Annotated in this window: 20 protein-coding genes; 11 read left to right on the forward strand and 9 right to left on the reverse strand. The window is 65.2% G+C overall.

All coding sequences use genetic code 11. From position 1 onward, the window contains the following. Positions 1-7: 7 nt before the first annotated feature. From aspS to ABKF58_RS01995, 3 genes are all read right to left on the reverse strand, one after another. Positions 8-1,810: an aspartate--tRNA ligase gene (gene aspS / locus ABKF58_RS01985; protein WP_008953352.1), complete on the reverse strand. Its 1,803-nt coding sequence runs from the start codon at positions 1,808-1,810 to the stop codon at positions 8-10. Between the two features lie 246 nt (positions 1,811-2,056). Further along, on the reverse strand, positions 2,057-2,680 hold the full coding sequence (locus ABKF58_RS01990; protein WP_008953353.1) for a DUF502 domain-containing protein: 624 nt from the start codon (positions 2,678-2,680) through the stop codon (positions 2,057-2,059). Further along, complete coding sequence (locus tag ABKF58_RS01995) at positions 2,680-2,925, reverse strand: FmdB family zinc ribbon protein (RefSeq protein ID WP_008953354.1); 246 nt, start codon at positions 2,923-2,925, stop codon at positions 2,680-2,682. Before ABKF58_RS01995 ends, ABKF58_RS01990 begins: the two co-directional genes overlap by 1 nt. Positions 2,926-3,167: 242 nt before the next feature. On the opposite strand from ABKF58_RS01995, the gene fabI reads away from it, so the two are divergent. Genes fabI through ABKF58_RS02010 form a run of 3 tightly spaced genes read left to right on the forward strand, consistent with a single transcriptional unit; the run spans position 3,168 to position 6,045 of the window. Next, positions 3,168-3,944, forward strand: coding sequence for an enoyl-ACP reductase FabI (fabI, locus tag ABKF58_RS02000; protein ID WP_482583221.1), 777 nt, complete (start codon positions 3,168-3,170; stop codon positions 3,942-3,944). A gap of 14 nt (positions 3,945-3,958) precedes the next feature. Next, on the forward strand, positions 3,959-4,894 hold the full coding sequence (locus tag ABKF58_RS02005; RefSeq protein WP_482583222.1) for a phosphate acetyltransferase: 936 nt from the start codon (positions 3,959-3,961) through the stop codon (positions 4,892-4,894). Further along, on the forward strand, positions 4,891-6,045 hold the full coding sequence (locus ABKF58_RS02010; RefSeq protein ID WP_482583223.1) for an acetate/propionate family kinase: 1,155 nt from the start codon (positions 4,891-4,893) through the stop codon (positions 6,043-6,045). The genes ABKF58_RS02005 and ABKF58_RS02010 overlap by 4 nt, the downstream gene beginning before the upstream one ends. Before the next feature lie 9 nt (positions 6,046-6,054). On the opposite strand, the gene ABKF58_RS02015 is transcribed toward ABKF58_RS02010, so the two are convergent. Both ABKF58_RS02015 and rpsT read right to left on the reverse strand, forming a co-directional pair. Beyond that, a complete protein-coding gene (locus ABKF58_RS02015) occupies positions 6,055-7,134 on the reverse strand; it encodes a phospholipase A (protein ID WP_482583224.1) in 1,080 nt (359 codons plus the stop codon). Between the two features lie 113 nt (positions 7,135-7,247). Beyond that, positions 7,248-7,514, reverse strand: a complete 267-nt coding sequence (gene rpsT / locus ABKF58_RS02020) for a 30S ribosomal protein S20 (protein ID WP_008953359.1) — start codon at positions 7,512-7,514, stop codon at positions 7,248-7,250. A 128-nt stretch (positions 7,515-7,642) separates the two neighbouring features. Here rpsT and murJ point away from each other — a divergent pair, with 128 nt between their 5' ends. Together murJ and queF are read left to right on the forward strand one after the other, a co-directional pair. Further along, positions 7,643-9,175, forward strand: coding sequence for a murein biosynthesis integral membrane protein MurJ (gene murJ, locus ABKF58_RS02025; RefSeq protein ID WP_482583225.1), 1,533 nt, complete (start codon positions 7,643-7,645; stop codon positions 9,173-9,175). Positions 9,176-9,230: 55 nt separating this feature from the next. Then, on the forward strand, positions 9,231-10,070 hold the full coding sequence (gene queF / locus ABKF58_RS02030; RefSeq protein ID WP_482583226.1) for an NADPH-dependent 7-cyano-7-deazaguanine reductase QueF: 840 nt from the start codon (positions 9,231-9,233) through the stop codon (positions 10,068-10,070). 37 nt (positions 10,071-10,107) lie between these two features. On the opposite strand, the gene ABKF58_RS02035 is transcribed toward queF, so the two are convergent. After that, the gene (locus ABKF58_RS02035) at positions 10,108-10,320 is read right to left on the reverse strand and encodes a hypothetical protein (RefSeq protein ID WP_008953362.1); all 213 of its coding nucleotides are present in this window, start codon (positions 10,318-10,320) and stop codon (positions 10,108-10,110) included. 164 nt (positions 10,321-10,484) lie between these two features. On the opposite strand from ABKF58_RS02035, the gene hmpA reads away from it, so the two are divergent. The 3 genes from hmpA to ABKF58_RS02050 all read left to right on the forward strand — a co-directional run bounded on the left by hmpA (position 10,485) and on the right by ABKF58_RS02050 (position 13,591). Then, positions 10,485-11,702 carry an NO-inducible flavohemoprotein gene (gene hmpA, locus ABKF58_RS02040; protein WP_482583227.1) on the forward strand — a complete coding sequence of 406 codons (1,218 nt, stop codon included), beginning with the start codon at positions 10,485-10,487 and terminating at the stop codon, positions 11,700-11,702. A 57-nt stretch (positions 11,703-11,759) separates the two neighbouring features. Next, positions 11,760-12,221, forward strand: coding sequence for an RrF2 family transcriptional regulator (locus tag ABKF58_RS02045; protein WP_008953364.1), 462 nt, complete (start codon positions 11,760-11,762; stop codon positions 12,219-12,221). A gap of 386 nt (positions 12,222-12,607) precedes the next feature. Beyond that, entirely contained in the window at positions 12,608-13,591 is a 984-nt protein-coding gene (locus ABKF58_RS02050; RefSeq protein ID WP_482583228.1) for a patatin-like phospholipase family protein, read from the forward strand. 87 nt (positions 13,592-13,678) lie between these two features. On the opposite strand, the gene hemN is transcribed toward ABKF58_RS02050, so the two are convergent. Beyond that, on the reverse strand, positions 13,679-15,088 hold the full coding sequence (hemN, locus tag ABKF58_RS02055; RefSeq protein ID WP_482583229.1) for an oxygen-independent coproporphyrinogen III oxidase: 1,410 nt from the start codon (positions 15,086-15,088) through the stop codon (positions 13,679-13,681). A gap of 133 nt (positions 15,089-15,221) precedes the next feature. Between hemN and fnr the strand changes: the two genes are divergently transcribed. Beyond that, on the forward strand, positions 15,222-15,977 hold the full coding sequence (fnr, locus tag ABKF58_RS02060) for a fumarate/nitrate reduction transcriptional regulator Fnr (protein WP_008953367.1): 756 nt from the start codon (positions 15,222-15,224) through the stop codon (positions 15,975-15,977). A 211-nt stretch (positions 15,978-16,188) separates the two neighbouring features. On the opposite strand, the gene ABKF58_RS02065 is transcribed toward fnr, so the two are convergent. Both ABKF58_RS02065 and ABKF58_RS02070 read right to left on the reverse strand, forming a co-directional pair. Next, positions 16,189-17,139, reverse strand: a complete 951-nt coding sequence (locus ABKF58_RS02065; protein WP_482583230.1) for a DUF1853 family protein — start codon at positions 17,137-17,139, stop codon at positions 16,189-16,191. After that, positions 17,117-17,881, reverse strand: a complete 765-nt coding sequence (locus ABKF58_RS02070; protein ID WP_482583231.1) for an RNA methyltransferase — start codon at positions 17,879-17,881, stop codon at positions 17,117-17,119. The genes ABKF58_RS02065 and ABKF58_RS02070 overlap by 23 nt, the downstream gene beginning before the upstream one ends. 141 nt (positions 17,882-18,022) lie before the next feature. Between ABKF58_RS02070 and ABKF58_RS02075 the strand changes: the two genes are divergently transcribed. Together ABKF58_RS02075 and ABKF58_RS02080 are read left to right on the forward strand one after the other, a co-directional pair. After that, positions 18,023-18,811: an inositol monophosphatase family protein gene (locus tag ABKF58_RS02075; protein WP_294864450.1), complete on the forward strand. Its 789-nt coding sequence runs from the start codon at positions 18,023-18,025 to the stop codon at positions 18,809-18,811. A 977-nt stretch (positions 18,812-19,788) separates the two neighbouring features. Beyond that, on the forward strand, positions 19,789-20,757 hold the full coding sequence (locus tag ABKF58_RS02080; RefSeq protein ID WP_294864449.1) for an ABC transporter substrate-binding protein: 969 nt from the start codon (positions 19,789-19,791) through the stop codon (positions 20,755-20,757). The last annotated feature ends 5 nt before the right edge of the window (positions 20,758-20,762 follow it).

Here is a 20,762-nt window from a genome sequence, read left to right on the forward strand (position 1 = left end):
TACAGGCTCAGGCCTTGCTCTCGGCCTTCTGACGCAGACGCAGGTTCAGTTCACGCAGCTGCTTCTCGTCCACCGCGCCCGGCGCGTTGGTCAGCAGACACTGCGCGCGCTGGGTCTTCGGGAAGGCGATCACGTCGCGGATCGACTCGGCGCCGGCCATCAGCGTGACCAGACGGTCCAGACCGAACGCCAGGCCGCCGTGCGGCGGAGCACCGAACTTCAGGTTGTCGAGCAGGAAGCCGAACTTGTTCTGCTGTTCTTCCGGCGTGATCTTCAGGGCGGCGAACACCTTTTCCTGGATCTCGGCGCGGTGGATACGCACCGAACCGCCGCCGATTTCCCAGCCGTTGAGCACCATGTCGTAGGCACGCGCCAGGCACGCGCCCGGGTTGCTGTCCATCAGGTCCTCGTGGCCTGGTTTCGGGCTGGTGAACGGATGGTGGCAGGCGGTCCAGCGGTCGTCGTCCTCGTCGTACTCGAACATCGGGAAGTCGACCACCCACAGCGGACGCCATTCCTTGACGAAGTAGCCGCCCGCCAGGCCGCGCTCGTGGCCGATCTTGATGCGCAGCGCGCCGATCGCCTCGTTCACCACCTTGGCCTTGTCGGCGCCGAAGAAGATGATGTCGCCATTGTCGGCAGCGGTACGCGCCATGATCTCGTTCAGCGCATTCACCGACAGGAACTTCACGATCGGCGACTGCAGGCCGCTGTTCTCGTCGTTGCTGATCTTGCTCTTGTCGTTGACCTTGATGTAGGCCAGCCCCTTGGCGCCGTAGATGCCAACGAACTGGGTGTAGTCGTCAATCTCCTTGCGGGAGAGCGCCGCGCCACCCGGCACGCGCAGGGCCACGACACGGCCGTTAGGCAGGTCGGCGGCACCGCGGAACACCTTGAATTCCTCGGTCTTCATCAGGTCGGTCAGTTCGGTGAACTGCAGGCTGACGCGCAGGTCCGGCTTGTCGGAGCCGTAGTAGTGCATGGCGTCGGCGTAGCTCATGCGCGGGAAGTCGCCCAGTTCCACGTCCATCACGTCGCGGAAGATCTGGCGCGCCATGTCTTCGGTGATGTCCATGATCTGGTCCTCGTCCAGGAACGAGGTCTCCAGGTCGATCTGGGTGAATTCGGGCTGACGGTCGGCCCGCAGGTCTTCGTCGCGGAAGCACTTGGTGATCTGGTAGTAGCGGTCGAAGCCGGCCACCATCAACAGCTGCTTGAACAGCTGCGGCGACTGCGGCAGCGCGAAGAATTCGCCCGGGTGCACGCGGGACGGCACCAGGTAGTCGCGCGCGCCTTCCGGCGTGGAGCGGGTCAGCATCGGGGTTTCGATGTCGATGAACCCCTGCTGGTCGAGGTACTGGCGCACGCCCATCGCCACGCGGTAGCGCAGGCGCAGGTTCTTCTGCATCGCCGGGCGACGCAGGTCGATCACGCGGTGGGTCAGACGCACGTTTTCCGACAGGTTCTCGTCGTCGATCTGGAACGGCGGGGTGGCGGCCGTGTTCAGTATCTCGATGTCCTTGGCCAGGATCTCGATCTCGCCGGAAACCAGGTGGGCGTTGGCGGTGCCGGCCGGACGCTCGCGCACGATGCCGGAGATCGACAGCACGAATTCGTTGCGCGCGCTGTCGGCGGTCTTGAACGCTTCCGGGGTATCCGGATCGATCACCACCTGCACCAGACCCTCACGGTCGCGCAGGTCGATGAAAATCACGCCGCCGTGGTCGCGACGACGATGCACCCAGCCCTTCACCGTCACGGTCTGGCCGAGATAGGCCTTGTCAATCAGCCCGCAGTAATTGGTTCGCATAATATCCTGAATTGAATCGTAAAAATTCGGTATCAAGGCCCAGAGTCTATTTCAGTAGGCGAGCGAGCCAAAGCAGCTTGAGTGCCACCAGCGCTCAGGAACCGGAATGTACACGCAGTACATGAGGATTCCTGATCGCTGAGCGAATCACTGTGTGCAAATCTTTGCCTTGCTCAGCGATGGATTCGCACGCAGTACTGCTGGCGCTCAAGATGCACAGGCGCAGCCGCCTAATGAGATGGGCTCTTATTCGTCCTTGCCTGGGGGCGCAACCACCCCCATGGAAATCACGTACTTCAGCGCGGCGTCCACACTCATCTCGAGCTCGCGCGTGTCCTTCTTCGGCACCATGATGAAATAGCCCGAAGTCGGGTTGGGCGTGGTCGGCACGTACACGCTGACGTATTCCTCACCGTCCAGGTGCGAAGCCACGTCGGCGGCCGGGGTGCCGGTCTGGAACGCCACGGTCCAGGAGCCCTGGTGCGGAAACTGCACCAGCAGGGCCTGGCGGAAAGCCTGACCGGAATCCGACAGCAGCGTGTCGCTGACCTGCTTGACGCTGCTGTAGATCGACTTCACCACCGGGGTGCGCGAAATCAGTGCATCCCAGAAGCTGAACAGGCGCTGACCCAGCACGTTGGCGGCGAGCATGCCCGTGCCAAGCAGGATCAACACCGACAGCAGCACGCCCAGGCCCGGTATGTGAAACCCGATCAGGGCTTCCGGACGCCAGTGCTCCGGCAATAGGGTCAGGGTCTGGTCCAGCGTGCCGACGATCAGGTTCAGCACCCACAGCGTCACCGCCACCGGGAGCCAGATCAGCAGGCCCGTGACCAGGTGCCCCTTGAAATTAAGCTGCAGACGCGGCATCAACTGCAGCTACCGCAGCCGCCGGTGCCGCAGCTGTGGCCGCCGGCCGGCGCCGAGGAACTGCCGTTCTTGAAATCGGTGGCGTACCAGCCCGAACCCTTGAGCTGGAACCCGGCCGCCGTCAGTTGCTTGCGGTAGTCTGGGCTGCCGCACTCGGGGCAGGCGGCAATCGGCGCATCGCTCATTTTCTGCAGGTGTTCCTTGGCAACCCCACAGGCATCGCAACGGTATGCATAAATCGGCATGTTTCTCTCCTTCACCTGCCATTGACAATGGCATAGACGGCATGTTTCTTGCTACAGTGAACGCTTGCCAGTACTGGCTTCCGCTCAGATGGGGACATTCCCTCCGCAACGCAAGCAGCTGTTCACAAACGGGTGATTATATCTGACTGCCAGTGCAACACAAAAATACTGTTTCGTCACACCACCGCAATCCCACACGGCGAAGCTGTGGTCTGAACGCGTCAGAGGAAAAAGGGAAGCTCATGAACAACATCCAGTCACCGCTCGCCGGCAAGAAAGGCCTGATCATCGGCATCGCCAACGAGCACAGCATCGCCTACGGCTGCGCCAAAGTGCTCAAGGCGCAGGGAGCGGAGTGCGCCGTCACCTACCTCAACGAAAAGGCCGAAAAGTACGTGCGCCCGCTGGCGGACACGCTGGCATCCCCCCTGGTGCTGCCGCTCGACGTGGAACAGCCGGGCCAGCTCGCCGCGGTGTTCGACGCCATCGGCCAGCAGTGGGGCGAACTGGACTTCGTCATCCACTCCATCGCCTTCTGCCCGATGCAGGATCTGCACGGGCGCGTCACCGATGTGTCGCTGGCCGGTTTCCAGCAGGCGATGCAGGTATCGTGCTATTCCTTCATCGAAACCGCGCGCCTGGCCGAACCTCTGATGAAACACGGCGGCACGCTGATCACCATGAGCTATTACGGCGCCGACAAAGTGGTGCAGAACTACAATATCATGGGACCGGTCAAGGCGGCGCTGGAGAGCGTCACGCGCTATCTGGCGCACGAACTGGGCAGCCAGGGCATCCGCGTGCACGCGGTGTCGCCGGGGCCGCTGAAGACCCGCGCCGCCTCCGGCATCGCCCATTTCGACCAGCTGATCGACGACGCCATCACGCGCGCGCCGCAGAACCGCCTGGTGGACATCGAGGACGTCGGCCAGACCTGCGCCTTCCTGATTTCCGACGCGGCGCGTTCGCTGACCGGCGACACCTTCTATGTCGACGGCGGCTACCACATCATGGCCTGAGAGAGACACCGAGCATGACGCATGACGATCAAGCCTTCGACGATATCCTGCAACAAGCCGAGCAGCTCGGGCCGCTGCCGATGGCAGTGGCGCATCCGTGCAGCCGCGAGGCGCTCTTGGGCGCGGTGGAGAGCGCCGACCACGGCATCGCCCGGCCGATCCTGATCGCGCCGCAGGCCAAGCTGAAGAAACTGGCCGAGGAACTCCGCGTCGACCTGACGCGCTTCGAGACCATCGACGTGCCGCACAGCCACGCCGCCGCGGAGCAGGCGGTGGCGCTGGTGCGCGACGGCTACGCCGACATCCTGATGAAGGGCAGCCTGCACACCGACGAATTCATGACCGAGGTCACGGCGCGCAGCAGCGGCATCCGCACCGAGCGCCGCATCAGCCACGTGTTCATCATGAAGGTGGAGAGCTACCCGCGCTACCTGTTCATCACCGACGCGGCGATCAACATCGAGCCCGACCTCACCGCCAAGCGCGACATCTGCCAGAACGCCATCGACCTGTGCCATGCCCTGGGCATCGCCTGCCCCAAGGTGGCGATCCTGGCGGCGGTGGAGACCATCAACCCGGAGATGCGCTCCACCATCGACGCCGCCGCGCTGTGCAAGATGGCCGACCGCGGCCAGATCACCGGCGCCATCCTGGACGGCCCGCTCGCCTTCGACAATGCCATCTCGCGCGAGGCGGCGGCGACCAAGGGCATCGTCTCGCCGGTGGCGGGCGACCCGGACATCCTGCTGGTGCCCGACCTGGAATCCGGCAACATGCTGGCCAAGCAGCTGTCCTACCTCGCCGCCGCCGCCTCCGCCGGGATCGTGATGGGCGCGCGCGTGCCGATCGTGCTGACCAGCCGCGCCGACGACTCCAACGGCCGGCTCGCCTCCACTGCGGTGGCAAACCTGCTGGCGCACGGCAAGCAAAGGCGGGAGCCGCTGGCATGAAGAAAGTGCACCTGGCGATCAACGCCGGCTCGGCCACGCTGAAGTTCCGCGCCTACGGCGCCGACGGCCACGGCCTGTTGGTCAAGGGGCTGGTGGAGCACTTCGGCCAGGACGGCGGGCGCTTGACGCTGACCGATGGCAAGGGGCTGCCGCTGCTGCACCAGGAGCTGGCCGGCAACGGCCGCGACCTGGCGGTGGCGGCGGTGATCAACGCCCTGGCCGACCGCCAGATGACGGTCGCGGCGGTAGTGCACCGCGTGGTGCACGGCGGCAACCGCTTCAGCGAACCGGTCCGGCTCACGCCGCAGGTGCGCGCCGGACTGGAGGAATTCGTCGCGCTCGCCCCACTGCACCAGCCGGTGAGCCTGGCGGTGATCGACGCCTTCACCGCGCTGGACGAGCGGCTGCTGCAGATCGCCTGCTTCGACACCGCCTTCCACACCAGCCAGCCGGAGGTGGCGACGCGTTTCGGCATCGCCCGCCACTGGCATGCCGAAGGGGTGCGGCGCTACGGTTTTCACGGCCTCTCCTACGCTGCCATCGCGCGCCGCCTGCCCGAACTGGGGTTGGCCGAAGCCAAGGTGGTGGTGTGTCACCTGGGCAGCGGCGCCAGTGCCTGCGCCATGGTGCAGGGGCGCAGCGTCGCCAGCAGCATGGGCTTTTCCGCGGTGGACGGCCTGCTGATGGGCACCCGCCCCGGCGCGCTCGATCCCGAAGTGCTGCTGTACTGGATGGAGCACGAGGGCATGGGCGTGGCCGAGGTGCGGCGCGAGCTTTACAAGAACTCGGGCCTGCTGGGGGTGTCGGGCCTGTCGGCGGACATGCGCGAACTGCTCGCCAGCCACGTGCCGGCGGCGCGCGAGGCGGTCGAGCTGTTCTGCTACCGCGTGGTCCGGGAAATCGGCGCGCTGGCGGCGGCGATGAAGGGGCTGGACGCGGTGATTTTCACCGCCGGCATCGGCGAGCGCTCGCCGGAAATCCGCGCCCGCGTCGTCAAGCAGCTGGCCTGGCTCGGCTTCGAGCTGGATCTTTCGGCCAACCTGGCGCAAGCGCGCCGCCTGACGACGTCGGCCAGCCCGCGCAGCGCCTGGATGATTCCCACCGACGAGGAAGGCGAAATGCTGCGCAGCGCCGCCCTGCTGCTGGGTTGAGCGCCGCCGTCAGCCCTGCGCCCAGTCGTTGAGCATCAGGCCGAAGCCGATGCCCTGGTTACGGTGGTTGTAGTCGATCAGGCTCTCGCCGTAGCCATTGAAGTACTGCAGGTAGCCGCGCAGCCGGCCGGCGAGCGGGAAGGTCCAGCCCAGTTGCAGCGCCCCCTTGCCGGACGACGGGTTGTAGCGCGCCAGCGCCGCCAGGGTATGGTCGTTCCAGCGATACTGGGCCTGCAGGTCGCCATAGCCGTAGTAGCGCAGGATGTCGGGGTTGTCGTCGCTCTCTACCGGCTCCGGCAGCCGCTGCCACACGCGCGCCGTCAGCGTCAGCGGACCGCGCTCCATGCCGAGCATGCCGTACACCCGGTTCCAGCTGCGCGACAACGGGTCGCTCTGGCCGTTGGACTGATGCACGAAGCCGGCGCCCAGCAGCCGCACCCGCCAGCCCAGCACGGACCAATCGACCGGCAGGCTGGCCATGACTTCGGGCTCGTAGTCGGTTTCGCGAAACGGCGACGACTGCGGCTTGTTGTAGAGCTGCCAGTGCGACTGCTGGGTATAGCCGAACCACAGGTCGGCCGGCGTGCCCAGCACGTTCTGCCAGATCTTGCTCTTGAACGAGAGCTGGAACTTGACTTCGGTGTGGTCGAGATCCTGCGCGGTGGCGCCGTGCGTCGGCGTGAACGGGGCCGTGTTGGGAGCGACCTGGTACCAGCCTGGCAGGAAATACGAGGGCCGGTGGCCGCGCAGCAGGAAGGTACGGTGCGGAGCGTCCTGATCCAGGTCCCACAGCTTGGCCAGCGCCGTACTCTCCGGCACCGACTCGGCACGCTCTTCCGCTGCAGCAGGAATGGCAGCAGGCGCGGGCATTGCTTCGGTGGTGTTTATGGCAGGCTCCGCCAAGGCCGGAGCGGTGGCGAGGACGGCGGCAGGCGGCCGGGCCGCCGTGGCGGCAGCGTCGAAGCAGGCGAGCCGCGCCTCGGCCGCGGGCAAGGCGGCGCATCGGCCCAGCGCCTCCCCGGCGCTCTCGGCATGGCTCATCAGCGGCAGCAGGAGCGGCAAACCCGGCAGCCAGCGCAGAATGGACATGGGCGTCATCGGCAAAAAAAGAAGGTATGACCCCCTGCCGGCGCCGACGGTTCCAAAAAACAAAAGGCCCCGCGATGCGGGGCCTTTGCATATTCGCTGTCCTTGCGGACGGATCAGGCAGCCATGGCCTTGATCTGGGCGGACAGACGGCTCTTGTGACGAGCAGCCTTGTTCTTGTGGAACACGCCCTTGTCGGCAATGCGGTCGATCACTTTAACGGAAGCCTGGAACACGTCTTTGGCAGCAGCCTTGTCACCGGCTTCAACAGCCTTGATCACTTTCTTCACTGCGGTACGGAACGCAGTACGCAGGCTGGCGTTATGCGCGCGCTGCTTGAGAGCCTGGCGTGCACGCTTGCGAGCTTGTGCGCTATTAGCCATGAAACTTTCTCCTGATGAGCGGAATCTGAAACCCGCGATTCTAAGCCCTATACTCTGGTTTTGCAACAGCAATCCGTCCCGCGTAAACTAGCCGGCTTGCAAATCCTCCCAACCGGTTTTTCCGCCCAATGAACCTTCTCAAGGCTCTTGCCACCGTCAGCAGCATGACCATGGTGTCGCGCGTACTGGGTTTCGTCCGCGACGCCATCATCGCCCGCGTCTTCGGCGCCGGGCTTGCCACCGACGCCTTCTTCGTGGCGTTCAAGCTCCCCAACCTGCTGCGCCGGGTGTTTGCCGAGGGGGCGTTCTCCCAGGCTTTCGTGCCGGTGCTGGCGGAATACAAGCAGCAGCGCGGCGAGGACGAGACGCGGCACTTTCTCGCCGCGGTGTCCGGCATGCTGGCGCTGGTGCTGCTGGTGGTGACGGCGCTCGGCATGCTGGCCGCACCGTGGATCATCTGGATCTCGGCGCCCGGCTTCGCCAACGACACCGGCAAGTTCGACCTGACCGTCGAGCTGTTGCGCATCACCTTCCCTTATATCCTGTTCATTTCGCTGTCGTCGCTGGCGGGCAGCGTGCTCAACACCTGGAACCGCTTCTCGGTGCCGGCGTTCACGCCGACCTTCCTGAACATTTCGTTCATCCTGTGCGCCCTGCTGCTGGCGCCCTACTTCCACCCGCCGGTGCTGGTGCTGGCGTGGGCGGTGTTCATCGGCGGCATCCTGCAGCTGGCCTACCAGCTGCCCTACCTGAGGCAGGTGGGCATGCTGCCGTGGCCGCGCCTGGCGCTGAAGGACGCCGCGGTGTGGCGCATCATCCGCCAGATGGGGCCGGCGATTTTCGGCGTGTCGATCGCCCAGATCTCGCTGGTGATCAACACCATTTTCGCCTCGTTTCTGGCCTCCGGCAGCGTGTCGTGGATGTACTACGCCGACCGTCTGATGGAATTCCCCACCGGGGTGCTGGGCGTGGCGCTCGGCACCATCCTGCTGCCGTCGCTGTCCAAGCACGCCGCCAACAATTCCGCCGACGACTACTCCAAGCTGCTGGACTGGGGCATGCGCCTGTCGCTGCTCTTGGCGGTGCCGGCCACGGTCGGCCTGGCGGTGCTGTCCCAGCCCCTGATTGCGACGCTGTTCATGTACGGCAAGTTCTCGGCGCACGACGCGCTGATGACGCAACGCGCCCTGATCGCCTACGCCATCGGCCTGTTGGGACTGATCCTGGTGAAGGTACTGGCGCCGGGCTTCTACGCGCGCCAGAACATCAAGACGCCGGTGAAGATCGCCATCGTCACCCTGTTGCTGACCCAGCTGATGAACCTGGCCTTTGTGTTTCCGCTCAAACACGCGGGGCTGGCGCTGTCGATCGGGCTGGGCGCCTGCCTCAACGCCGGGCTGCTGCTCTACCTGCTGATCAAGCAGGGGGTGTATGAACCGCAGCCAGGCTGGCGCTCCTTCCTTCTGCGCCTGGGCGTGGCGGTGGGTGGCATGGCGGCGCTGCTGGTGGCGGCGCTGTGGCTGCCGATCAACTGGCACGGCCACTCGTGGCAGCGTGTGGGCTGGCTGTCGGCCATCATCATGGCCGGGGTGGCGATGTATTTCGGCCTGCTGTTTGCGCAGGGTTTCCGACCCAGCGACTTCATGCGCCGCGAACACTGAGCAACGGGACCGGGCCGGCCTTGGCCCTGTCCGGAATAAGGAAAGTAACGAGACGATGGCGAGCAACACCAAGACCCCCGAACAGTCGCCGCTCGGCAAGACCGTGCAGTACCAGGACCAGTACGCACCGGAGCTGCTGTTCCCGATTCCGCGCCAGCAAAAGCGCGACGAGATCGGCGTGGACGGCTCGGCGCTGCCGTTTGCCGGCGTCGACATCTGGACCGGCTACGAGCTGTCGTGGCTCAACGCCCGCGGCAAGCCGCAGGTGGCGATCGCCACCTTCCGCATCCCGGCCGACACCCCGAACCTGATCGAGTCGAAGTCGTTCAAGCTCTACCTGAACAGCTACAACCAGACCCGGCTCGACAGCATGGCGCAATTGCAGGCCCAACTCGCGCTGGACTTGTCGCGCGCGGCCGGTGGCCCGGTCGCCGTCAGCCTGACGAGTCCGCAGGATTTTGCACGAGAACGGATCGACGAGCTGGCCGGCGAGTACATCGACGACCTCGACATCGAGGTCAGCGACTATCACCCCGATCCAGCACGGCTTTCGGCCGATCTGTCGCACATCGTCAGCGAGACGCTGTGCTCCAACCTGCTGAAGTCGAACTGCCTGGTGACCGGCCAGCCAGACTGGGGCAGCGTGCAGATCCATTACATCGGACCGCGCATCGAACGCGAGAGCCTGTTGCGCTACCTGATCGGCTTCCGCCAGCACAACGAGTTCCACGAGCAGTGCGTGGAGCGCATCTTCACCGACGTGCTGCGCGCCTGCCAGCCGCAGCAACTCACCGTGTACGCGCGCTATACCCGGCGCGGCGGCCTCGACATCAATCCCTTCCGCAGCAATGGCGGAGAGCCGGCGCCGGCCAACGTGCGCACCGCGCGCCAGTAAATCCCCAAGGTTGGCCGAAGCCCTTCGGCCAACCTCGTCACGCCGTCCGCCGCGCCTTGCGGCAGGCCATCAGCACCACCGCCCCCACCTTGAACAGGCCGGCCGCCACCGTCAGCGACAGGTGCGCGGCGATCAGCAGCGGCATCGCCACCTCCGCTTCGCGGAAATAGGCGGTGTAGACTCCGACGCTGAACACCGACAACGACACCAGCATGGTGACCAGGGCAATACGTTCCATTCCTTGTTGCATGATTCGCACCTTTTGCCGACGGCGCTGCACGTGCCAGGTGACAGCACCCTTTTTAAACATGTACTATTGATACATCTTTAGTGGCGGCGCGTCCAGCATCAGAACATTCTGATATAGGCATCGCCGATAAGATGTATTTTTTTGACAACTTATAAGGACTTCACATGCTCAGCAGCCAGCACCGCGAACTCGTCAAAGCCACCGTACCGGTTCTGCGCGAACACGGCGTCGCCCTGACCAGCCATTTCTACCGCCGCATGTTCAGCCACAACCCGGAACTCAAGCACGTGTTCAACCAGGCCAAACAGGAGGCCGGCCAGCAGCAGCAGGCGCTGGCGCTGGCGGTACTGGGCTACGCCGAACACATCGACGATCCTTCGGTCCTGGCGCCGGTGGTAATGCGCATCGCCCACAAGCACGTCGGCCTGGGCATCCGTGCCGAGCACTACCCGATCGTCGGCCATCACCTGCTGTCCTCGATCAGCGAGGTGCTGGGCGAGGCCGCCAGCGACGAGTTGCTGGAAGCCTGGCGCCTGGCCTACGGCCAGCTTGCCGACCTGCTGATCGGGGCGGAACAACAGCTCTACACCGACGGCGCGCTGAGCCGCGGCGGCTGGTCCGGCGTGCGCAGCTTCACCGTCACCCGCAAGGTGGCGGAAAGCAGCGAGATCACCTCGTTCTACCTCTCCCCGTCCGACAAGGGCGCGGTGCCCGGCTTCCGTCCCGGCCAGTACATCACGCTGAAGCGTTTCGTGCCGGAACTGGGGTTGCTGCAGCCGCGCCAGTACAGCCTGTCGGACGCACCGGGCCAGGATTACCTGCGCATCTCGGTCAAGCGCGAACCCGGCAACGGTAGCACCCCGGCCGGACGCATCTCCAACCTGCTGCACGACACCGTGCACGAAGGCGACCAGCTCGAACTGGCCCCGCCGGGTGGCGACTTCTTCCTGCACGAAGAACGCAGCACCCCGGTCGTGCTGATCAGCGGCGGGGTTGGCGTGACGCCGATGCTCGCCATGCTCAACCATCTGGTGCTGACGCGAAGCCCGCGCCGCGTCGCCTTCGTCCACGGCTGTCGCAACGGTGCGGTGCACGCCATGAAGCGCCACGTCAACCAGCTGGCGGCGGAATGCGACAATGTCAGCAAGGTGGTGTTCTACGAAGAAGTGGGTGCCGAAGACCGCCTGGGCGAAGACTATGACCAGCAAGGCCGCGTCGACCTGGGCGCCGTGCGCGAGCAGGTGCTGCTGCCGGATGCCGACTACTACCTGTGCGGCCCCTTGGCGTTCATGCTGGCGCAGCGCGACTGGCTGCTGGCGGCCGGGGTGGACGGCGGGCGCATCCACTACGAAGTGTTCGGCTCGCATACCATAGCCGGCTGATTGTGCCGCGCGGGTGGGAGGGGTATCCTGCCCGCATCACTCGAGACAGAACGAATCATGCAGTTGACCCGCTTCACCGACCTCGGCCTCAGGGTATTGATGTACCTGACCCACCGCGAACGCGACACCCCGGTCACCATCCCGGAAATCGCCGAGCGCTTCGCCGTGTCGCGCAACCACCTGGTCAAGGTGGTGCACTTCATGGCACAGCAGGGCTGGCTGGTCACCACCCGAGGCAAGGGCGGCGGGCTGGCGCTGGCGCGCCCGGCCGATCACTACCGGCTGGGCGACGTCATCCGCACCCTGGAAGGCATGAGTGACCTGATCGACTGCGCCGAGCCGCCCTGCGCGCTGCGCAGCGGCTGCCAGCTCAAGTCGGCGCTGGACGTCGGCCTCACCGCCTTCTTCGAGGCGCTCAACCGCTTCACGCTGGCCTCCGCCGTCGCCGCGCCGACCGGCGAGGCCATCGTCCGCCTGCACCGCCGGCCCCGTCCGCTGGAGCCGGGCACCGTCTCCTAACACCCTCCGCCGCCCTACCCGGTTCGACGCCGGCACGGCGCCGCTCCGCGCGACACCGCACCGGACACCGCTCTCCCCGCCCTGCATCGGCCGCTCCGGCCCTGTGCGCTCCCCGCCACCGGGCCGCGGCGATCGCCCGGGACGGACTGGCCACGTCTGCCGCCGTACTTTGCCCTGCCGGCATCCCCCACACATCGCCCCCTCTGCGGAACATGGCCGGAAGTTTGCTTGCCTAAACCGGGTCGGCGCCATGCTATGACCACCCAGTCCCGCCTGAGTGGCCCCGCCACCTCTCACCCAGCGTTGCAGATTCCCCGGCAACACATCCCCGCAACAGAACGGCTCTAGCCTGTAGCAGGCTGGCTTCTTCGAGAAAGGGAACACCCATGAAGACCACTGAGATCGCCTTGGCCTTGCAAGGCGGCGGCGCGCACGGCGCCTTTACCTGGGGCGTACTGGACAGGCTGCTGGAAACACGCCGCTATCACCCCGCCGCGCTGAGCGGCGCCAGTGCCGGCGCCATGAACGCGGCGCTGCTGGCCTACGGCTGGATGGAGGGTGGTTACGACGGCGCGCGCGAGGCGCTGGGACAGTTCTGGCAACGGCTGTCGGCGCTCTACCCCTGGCCGGCGGCGCACGCCCCGCCCGTGGCGCTGCAAGGGCTGCTGCAGCTGTCGCACTTCCTGACCTCGGACCAGCTCAACCCGTTCGACTACAACCCGCTGCGCGAGCTGATCGCCAGCAGCATCGACTTCGCCCGGCTGCGCACCACCCCGATCCAGCTGTTCATCGCCGCGACCCACGTCAACAGCGGACGCCTCAAGCTGTTCCATGCCCACGAGCTGAGCGTGGAGCACCTGCTGGCTTCCGCCTGCCTGCCGCAGCTGCACCACACCGTACACATCGACGGCGAAGCCTACTGGGACGGCGGCCTCACCGCCAACCCGCCGCTGTTTCCGCTGGCCTACCAGGGGCGCGCCCGCGATATCGTGCTGGTGACGCTGGTGCCGCAACAGTGGGAGGAGACGCCTGGGCGTGCCGGCGCGGTCGAGCGCCGCCTCAACGACATCAGCTTCGGCTCGTCGCTGCATACCGAGTTGCAAGGGCTGGCCATCGCCAAGCGCGAAGCCGGCAGAAGTCTGTTCGGCCTGGGCCGCCTGGAGCGACACCTGCGCCAGCTGCGCCTGCACCATATCGATGCGGACGCTACCACCGGCGCGCTCGACAGCCTGAGCAAGCTCACGCCGCATCACGGCCTGGTGCAGCAGTTGTTTGCCGCCGGGCGCGAGCGGGCGCAGGCCTGGCTGCAAGAGCACGGTGCGGAAGTCGGGAGAAAAAGCACGATGCGGCTGTGGCGGCGCATCGGCTGACACGGGGCGACGTCGTCGCGGCGCAACGAAGAGCCGCGGCAAGAGCGCGCCACGACCGCAAGGCGGCCGTGGCGGGAAGGGAAAGGATCAGATGGTGCGCGAGTAGCGCGCCTTGGTCTGGCGCTCGCGCAGGTGGCGGTCGAAAGCCATGGCGATGTTGCGGATCAGGAAGCGGCCTTTGGGCTCAACCATCAGGAAGTCGCCGTCGAAAGTGAGCAGGCCCTGCTGCTGGAACTCGCGGATGGCCGGCATCTCGGCGGCAAAGTACTCGGCGAAGTTGATGCCGTGCACCTGCTCGATGGCTTCCACCGACAGCGCGAAGCGGCACATCAGCGCCTGGATGATGGAGCGGCGCAGGATGTCGTCGCCGTCCAGCACCATGCCGCGCAGCACCGGCAGGCGGTTTTCGTCGAGTGCGGCGTAGTAGCTCTCGAGATCCTTCTCGTTCTGGCTGTAACAGGGGCCGACCTTGCCGATGGAGGACACGCCGAAGCCGATCATGTCGCAGTCGGCGTGCGTGGAGTAGCCCTGGAAATTGCGCTGCAGCCGGCCCTGGCGCAGCGCCACGGTGAGGTCGTCCTCCGGCTTGGCGAAGTGGTCCATGCCGATGAACACGTAGCCGGCGGCGGCCAGCTGTTCCACCGAGTGCTGCAGGATGTCGAGCTTGACCGGCGGCAGCGGCAGGTCGGCCTCGTTGATGCGCCGCTGCGGCATGAACACCGTCGGCAGATGGGCGTAGTTGTAGAGCGCGATGCGGTCCGGCCCCATGGCGATGACCTTGTCGACCGTGGCCGCCACCGACTCCTGGGTCTGCAGCGGCAGGCCGTAGATCAGATCGACGCTGACCGAGCGGAAGCCGGCCTCGCGCGCGGCGTCGATCACCACGCGCGTCTCTTCTTCGCTCTGGATGCGGTTGACCGCCTGCTGCACGCGCGGCTCGAAATCCTGCACCCCGACACTCATCCGGTTGAAGCCCAGGCGCGCCAGATGCAGCACGGTGTCGCGCGTCACCTTGCGCGGATCTATCTCAATGGAATATTCTCCCTCCGCCAAGAATTCGAAGCGGGTCCGGAGTATCCCCATCAGCCGTTCCAGCTGTTCATCCGACAGGAAGGTCGGGGTGCCGCCGCCGAAGTGCAGCTGGATGACTTTTTCGCGCTGCCCCAGCACGTCGGCCACCAGGCCGACTTCCTTCTCCAGGTAATTGAGGTAGCGGTCGGCGCGGCTCTTATCCTTGGTGATGATCTTGTTGCAGCCGCAGTAATAGCACACGGTGTTGCAGAACGGCAGATGCACGTAGAGCGAGATCGGACGGCTGTTGGCGCCGATCTTGCGCTGCTGCAGCCAGTGACGGTAGTCCTTGGCGCTGAAGTCGTCGGTGAAGCGGTCTGCGGTCGGGTACGAGGTATAACGCGGGCCGGCGCCGTCGAGACGGGCGATCAGGGCGCGGTCGAACTCGCAACGTGTGGGCGAAAACGGTGGGTGGGTGGTGTTCATGATGTCTCGCGATGGAAAAACCAGTGGTGGACTGGTAAATTTGCGGCAAACCTCCCAGAAACGCTTTGACCGACATCAAGGCCCAACGCTTTGACCAACATCAAGGCTTACTTAACAGAAGCGGACATGCCGCATGACTGACTCGACTGTTGTTCCCCTGCAAGCCCTCAAGGTCTCCTGCTCCAACTGCACGCTGCGCGAATTGTGTCTGCCCCTGGGTCTGAACCGTGAGGAAATGACGCGACTGGATGCGGTGATCCGCCAGAGCCGGCGCCTGAAACGTGGCGAAGCGCTGTTTCGCAACGGCGAGGGCTTCAAGTCACTGTACGCGGTACGTACCGGTTTCTTCAAGACCTGCATCTCCAGCCAGGACGGGCGCGAGCAGGTCACCGGCTTTCACATGTCGGGCGAACTGATGGGACTGGACGGGATTTCGGCCAACGTGCACGGCTGCAACGCCGTCGCGCTGGAAGACAGCGAAGTGTGCGAGCTGCCGTTCAGCCGCATGCAGAACCTGGCGCTGGAGATTCCCTCGCTGCAACACCACTTCTACCGGCTGATGAGCCGCGAGATCGTGCGCGATCACAACGTGATGATGCTGCTGGGCAATATGAAGGCGGAGGAACGGCTGGCCGCCTTCCTCATCAACCTGTCGCAGCGCCTGACGGTACGCGGTTTCGCCGCCAACGACTTCATCCTGCGCATGAGCCGCGAGGAGATCGGCAGCTTCCTGGGGCTCAAGCTGGAGACGGTGAGCCGCACCCTGTCCAAGTTCCAGCAGCAGGGCTGGATCGCGGTGGACCACAAGCACATCCAGCTGGAGCAGCCCGAGCAGCTCAAGCAGTTGGTCGCCGGCTGCGCCAACGCCCACCCGACGCCGAACCACTGAGAACCTGTTTACGATCTCGCGAGCTAGAGCGAGACAAGGCAAAAACAGCTGAGGATGCGGAGTTTACAAGTAGTAAATGAGCATTCCAAAGTCGTTTTTAACGCCGTATCGCCGAAGCGCAGCAGATCGTAAACAGGTTCTGAGCCCTTCCGCGCCCCCGCGGTCCTAGCGTCAGCGGGCGGCCCACCGGCCACCGCGGCATGAATGGCGTTCAGCGCCCCCCGCTTCCCGCCTTGCCATTGGTCAGTTCCTGCACCGTGTCGAGCAACTCGGCCAGTCGCGCTGGCGGCGGCCAGTTCGGCGGGCAGACAAAACCGCGCGCCACTTCCTCCCAGTCCCCGCCCCCCAACGGCAAGACCTCGGCCACCAGCTGTGGCGCCTCTGCCGCCGCCAGGTGGCGGCGCAGCGCGTCCTCGTCCAGCGTCTCGGCCTCGTCCACCCGCGCCGGCGCCAGCCAGCGCAAGCGCGGCAGCCACACCCAGCGCGACGCCAGCGAGCGCCGCGGCCACGGCGCCAGCAGCGGGCGCGCCCAGCCGGTGAGGAGGTCGGGGGCCAGCGGCGGCTCGAGCAGCACGGCATGGGGATAGAACAGCCAGCCCGCCAGCCCGGCCGCGGTGCGGCAGCCGACGAAGCCGGGCGGCAACAAGGGTTGCGCCGCCGCGTGGCGCGACAGCGCGAGCTGATCCTGCAGCTTGGCCGCCTTCAGCGCCCAGGCATCGCGCAGGCTGGGGCCGACCAGGGTATGGCGCCCTTCGCCCAGCATCAGGTAGAACTTGCTGGCGGTTTCGAGGTGCCACGGCTCGCCGTCGATGCGCAGCAGGAAGTCGAATTCGCCAACGGTGCGCAGCTCGCCATTCTGCACCTGCAGATTGGCCGCCACGCACTCGATGTGCGGCGCGAGCTCGAACCAGAACGCCAGCAGATTTTCGGCGTAGCGACCAAGGCGGGTGGTGGGACGGGCGGCGAGCCAGGCCACCAGCGCCGCCGGGGCGCGGTCGAGTTCGGCCAACAGTGCCGGTCCGGCGTCGCCCAGCAGGCGCTCGGGCAGAATGTCGGCGCCGGTCAGCCACGGCGCCGGCGCCGTCAGGAGAAAGGCCAGGTCGCGCACCGCCGGGTACGCGTAGGGCAGGTAGAAAGTGCTACTGCTGGCGCTGGCCGTCATCGCGCTGGGCCACGCGCTGCACCTGCTTCAGGAAGCCACGCAGGATGTCGATTTCCTCGCGCAGCAGGTTGGCGCGGTTGAACAGGGTACGCAGGCGGCGCATCAGGCGCTCGCCGTTGCGACGCTCGTAGTAGCCGATATCGGCCAGGGTCTGGTCGAGGTGGCCGCAGAAGCCCTCCACCTCGTCGCGCGTCGCGCTCTCCGCTTCGGCGCGCAGGTAGTCGACGTCGACGCCGGTGTGGCTGAACAGCTCGTAGGTCATCACCTGTACCGCCATCGCCAGGTTGAGCGAGAAATACTCGGGGTTGCCGGGAATGGTCACCAGCCGGTTGCACAGCTCGACCTCGTCGATCGACAGGCCGAAGGTCTCGTTGCCGAACACCAGCGCCACTTGTTCGCCGTCGCGCGCGCGCGCCACCAGCTCCGGCGTGGTTTCGCGCGGAGTGGAGAGCGGCGTGGTCAGCTCGCGGCGGCGGCTGGTCAGGGCGCAGGCCACGGTGACGCCGGACAAGGCTTCGGCCAACGTGTCGACCACCACCGCCTGCTGCAACAGGTCGACCGCGCCGGAGGCCAGCGTGTCGGCCTCGGGGCTGGGGAAGGTCTTGGGCTCGACCAGGTAGAGCCGCGACAGCCCCATGGTCTTCATCGCCCGCGCCGCCGATCCGATATTGCCCGGATGGCTGGGGCGCGCCAGCACCACACGAATGTTCTTCAAAAAATCAGGGACTTCGGGTTTCTTCATTCGCCATTTCGCATTAAAATAGACGGCTTATCAAAAGCCCGTCCATGAGCCGGGTTTTTTCGTTCCTTAACCCAGATTGTTTCCTACTACGACTTTCCCTACCGGGAAAGGCGGGGTAGTTGTCTTTACTAGAGGCCGTCAATGCATCCCATGCTCAACGTCGCGGTGAAAGCCGCCCGTCGCGCCGCCAGCGTCATCCAGCGCGCGTCGCACAACGTCGACACCATCCGCGTCGAGAAGAAGCAGCACAACGATTTCGTTTCCGAAATCGACCGCGCCGCCGAAGAGGCCATCATCTCGACCATTCTCGACGCCTACCCCAAGCATGGGATTCTAGCAGAAGAGTCCGGCGCCCAAGGCTTGGGCAACGCCGAGTTCGAGTGGATCATCGACCCGCTCGACGGCACCACCAACTTCCTGCACGGCCACCCGCAATACTCGGTGTCGATCGCCCTGATGCACAAGGGTCAAATCCAGCAGGCCGTAGTGTATGACCCCAACCGCAACGACCTGTTCACCGCCTCGCGCGGCGTCGGCGCCTTCCTCAACGACCGCCGCATCCGCGTTTCCAAGCGCATTGCCATGAACGAATGCGTGATCGCCACCGGCTTCCCGGTGACCGACCAGAGCTACATCGACCAGTACCTGGGCATGTTGAAGGACGTGCTGGGCAAAACCGCCGGCGTGCGCCGCGAGGGCTCGGCCGCGCTCGATCTGTGCAACGTGGCTTGCGGCCGTGTCGATGGTTTCTGGGAGTTGAACCTGAAGCCGTGGGACATCGCGGCGGGCAGCCTGATCGTGCAGGAAGCCGGCGGCATCGTCACCGACCTCAAGGGCGAGGACGGCTGGCTGGAATCCGGCGACATCGTGGCCGGCAGCCCGAAGGTGCTGGCGCAGTTGCTGCATACGCTGGCGCCGCACGTCGGCTGATCGTTCTCCCTCCGTATTTCCAACGCCCCGTCAGTCAGCTGGCGGGGCGTTGTTGTTTGGAGGTACGGTCTGGAATAGCGTTTTCGGCGAAGTTATGGGCTATTGCTATATGGCTGGTGAGGGGGGGCCGGTTCCGCCCGGCGGACGGGAAGGGGGAATTTGCGTCGCCAAATTCCCCCTTCACCCCCAAAGGCGAGCCCACCGCCGCTTGTTTCCGTCTGGCTGGAGGCTGGCGAGGCGCCGTGCAAACTCGCCGTTCGCTAACGACGAACGGCTCAGACAGCGCACGGCTTAAAACCTCGCCATCCGCCATCCAGCCGGCGCGGCAGAAGGGCCGATGGGGCGCATCGGTCATGTCTTAGCTTTGGGAATAACAGGCGAAGGAAGAGATGAGGATATTCTCTACTGCATTGGCCAAAGACATTGGCCGTGCTCTTCGGCCAACCGTGCCGGAATCCCTCCAGATTTGTCTTTTCACCGCATCAAATCAACCCGCTCAATGCGCCAGTAGCGGATCCCCCTTCTGCCGTGCCGACGGGTGGCTTTGTCGAGGTTTTAAACCGCCGGCTGTCTGAGCGATTCGACGCTAGCGAATCGCGAGTTCCGGCGGTGCCTCGACAAAGCCGGGCCCCGGCGGGATCACACGGCAGGTGGGGGTCGCCTTTGGGGGTGAAGGGGGAATTTGGCGACGCAAATTTCCCCTTCCCGTCCGCCGGGCGGAACCGGCAAACCCCACACCTCAGCCCCCTATAGGAATTGCCTATAACCCAGCCAGACGGCCCCCTACCCTGTGCGAAAAACCGCACACCTCCCCTCCCCTTGTCTGATCTTTCGCCCACGCCCCACGCCTGTCAAAAATAAAATAACAACAATTCAACAACTTACAAAAAATCGCCGCATGGCACGCTTCCTGCAAACCAGTACCACAAGGACACCGCCGAGTGTCCTGTTCAGTACAACACCGAAGGAGACAAACCATGCTGCGTCATACCACCGCCATCGCAGTTTTCTGCGCCTTGGCCGCGAGCCAGGCCGCCAGCGCCCAGGACACCGTGCGCCTCGGCAACCTCAAGTTCGCCCACTACGGCGCCGTGTCGTACATGAAGGAAATCTGTGGCAAGTACAACATCAAGCTGGAAGAGCGCCTATTCGCCAAGGGCACCGACATCATGCCGGCCATCATCGCCGACGAGGTCGACGTCGCCGCCTCCGGCGCCGACGCCTCGATTTCCGGCCGCGCCAACGGCGTGCCGATCTACGTCGTGGCCGGCTTCGCCAAGGGCGGGACGCGCATCGTGGCCCAGGCCGAATCCGGCATCAAGACCCTGCGCGACCTGAAGGGCAAGAAGGTGGGCGTCACGCGTGGCAGCCCGCAGGAACTGCTGCTCCTGGCCGAACTGGAGAAGAACGGCCTGAGCTGGTCGGACAAGCCCGGCAAGGACGTGCAGCTGGTCTACCTCTCCTACCCCGACCTCAACCAGGCGCTGGCAGGCAAGCAGATCGATGCCATGAGCCAGTCCGAACCGCAGTCGTCGCAGGCGATCCGGAAGCAGTTCGGGCGTGAACTGATGAAACCCTACGACACCCCGATGGGCGAGCCGGTGCGCACGCTAGTGATGAGCGAAAAGCTGTACAACAAGCGCGACGTCGCCACCCGGCTGATGAAGTGCTTCGTCGAATCCACCAGCACCTTCAACAAGAATCCGCCACTGGCCGAGAAATACGTGCGCGAGAACCTGTTCAAGGGCCAGCTGAGCGCCGAGGACTTCCGCGACGCGATGGACAACGCCGATTACACCTACGACGTCACCCCGCTTCACCTCGACGTCACTACCCACTTCATGCAGAAGTTCGGCATCGGCCACTGGGCCAAGACGCCCAAGGCGGTGGAGTGGGTCAAGCTCGACCTGCTGCAGCAGGCCAAGAACGAACTGAAAGTGAAGTGAGGATC

The sequence above is a fragment of the Pseudogulbenkiania sp. AW2-16 genome, assembly GCF_056824575.1.

What these genes read in the sequence shown, in the direction of transcription:
- ABKF58_RS02045 (WP_008953364.1), top strand. Translation starts at nt 11,760, where the DNA reads ATGCAGTTGACCCGCTTCACCGACCTCGGCCTCAGGGTATTGATGTAC.
- ABKF58_RS02050 (WP_482583228.1), top strand. Translation starts at nt 12,608, where the DNA reads ATGAAGACCACTGAGATCGCCTTGGCCTTGCAAGGCGGCGGCGCGCAC.
- hemN (WP_482583229.1), bottom strand. Translation starts at nt 15,088, where the DNA reads ATGAACACCACCCACCCACCGTTTTCGCCCACACGTTGCGAGTTCGAC.
- fabI (WP_482583221.1), top strand. Translation starts at nt 3,168, where the DNA reads ATGAACAACATCCAGTCACCGCTCGCCGGCAAGAAAGGCCTGATCATC.
- ABKF58_RS02070 (WP_482583231.1), bottom strand. Translation starts at nt 17,881, where the DNA reads ATGAAGAAACCCGAAGTCCCTGATTTTTTGAAGAACATTCGTGTGGTG.
- ABKF58_RS02035 (WP_008953362.1), bottom strand. Translation starts at nt 10,320, where the DNA reads ATGCAACAAGGAATGGAACGTATTGCCCTGGTCACCATGCTGGTGTCG.
- ABKF58_RS02010 (WP_482583223.1), top strand. Translation starts at nt 4,891, where the DNA reads ATGAAGAAAGTGCACCTGGCGATCAACGCCGGCTCGGCCACGCTGAAG.
- ABKF58_RS02005 (WP_482583222.1), top strand. Translation starts at nt 3,959, where the DNA reads ATGACGCATGACGATCAAGCCTTCGACGATATCCTGCAACAAGCCGAG.
- rpsT (WP_008953359.1), bottom strand. Translation starts at nt 7,514, where the DNA reads ATGGCTAATAGCGCACAAGCTCGCAAGCGTGCACGCCAGGCTCTCAAG.
- ABKF58_RS01990 (WP_008953353.1), bottom strand. Translation starts at nt 2,680, where the DNA reads ATGCCGCGTCTGCAGCTTAATTTCAAGGGGCACCTGGTCACGGGCCTG.
- ABKF58_RS01995 (WP_008953354.1), bottom strand. Translation starts at nt 2,925, where the DNA reads ATGCCGATTTATGCATACCGTTGCGATGCCTGTGGGGTTGCCAAGGAA.
- aspS (WP_008953352.1), bottom strand. Translation starts at nt 1,810, where the DNA reads ATGCGAACCAATTACTGCGGGCTGATTGACAAGGCCTATCTCGGCCAG.
- ABKF58_RS02015 (WP_482583224.1), bottom strand. Translation starts at nt 7,134, where the DNA reads ATGTCCATTCTGCGCTGGCTGCCGGGTTTGCCGCTCCTGCTGCCGCTG.
- ABKF58_RS02080 (WP_294864449.1), top strand. Translation starts at nt 19,789, where the DNA reads ATGCTGCGTCATACCACCGCCATCGCAGTTTTCTGCGCCTTGGCCGCG.
- ABKF58_RS02075 (WP_294864450.1), top strand. Translation starts at nt 18,023, where the DNA reads ATGCATCCCATGCTCAACGTCGCGGTGAAAGCCGCCCGTCGCGCCGCC.
- murJ (WP_482583225.1), top strand. Translation starts at nt 7,643, where the DNA reads ATGAACCTTCTCAAGGCTCTTGCCACCGTCAGCAGCATGACCATGGTG.
- ABKF58_RS02065 (WP_482583230.1), bottom strand. Translation starts at nt 17,139, where the DNA reads ATGACGGCCAGCGCCAGCAGTAGCACTTTCTACCTGCCCTACGCGTAC.
- fnr (WP_008953367.1), top strand. Translation starts at nt 15,222, where the DNA reads ATGACTGACTCGACTGTTGTTCCCCTGCAAGCCCTCAAGGTCTCCTGC.
- hmpA (WP_482583227.1), top strand. Translation starts at nt 10,485, where the DNA reads ATGCTCAGCAGCCAGCACCGCGAACTCGTCAAAGCCACCGTACCGGTT.
- queF (WP_482583226.1), top strand. Translation starts at nt 9,231, where the DNA reads ATGGCGAGCAACACCAAGACCCCCGAACAGTCGCCGCTCGGCAAGACC.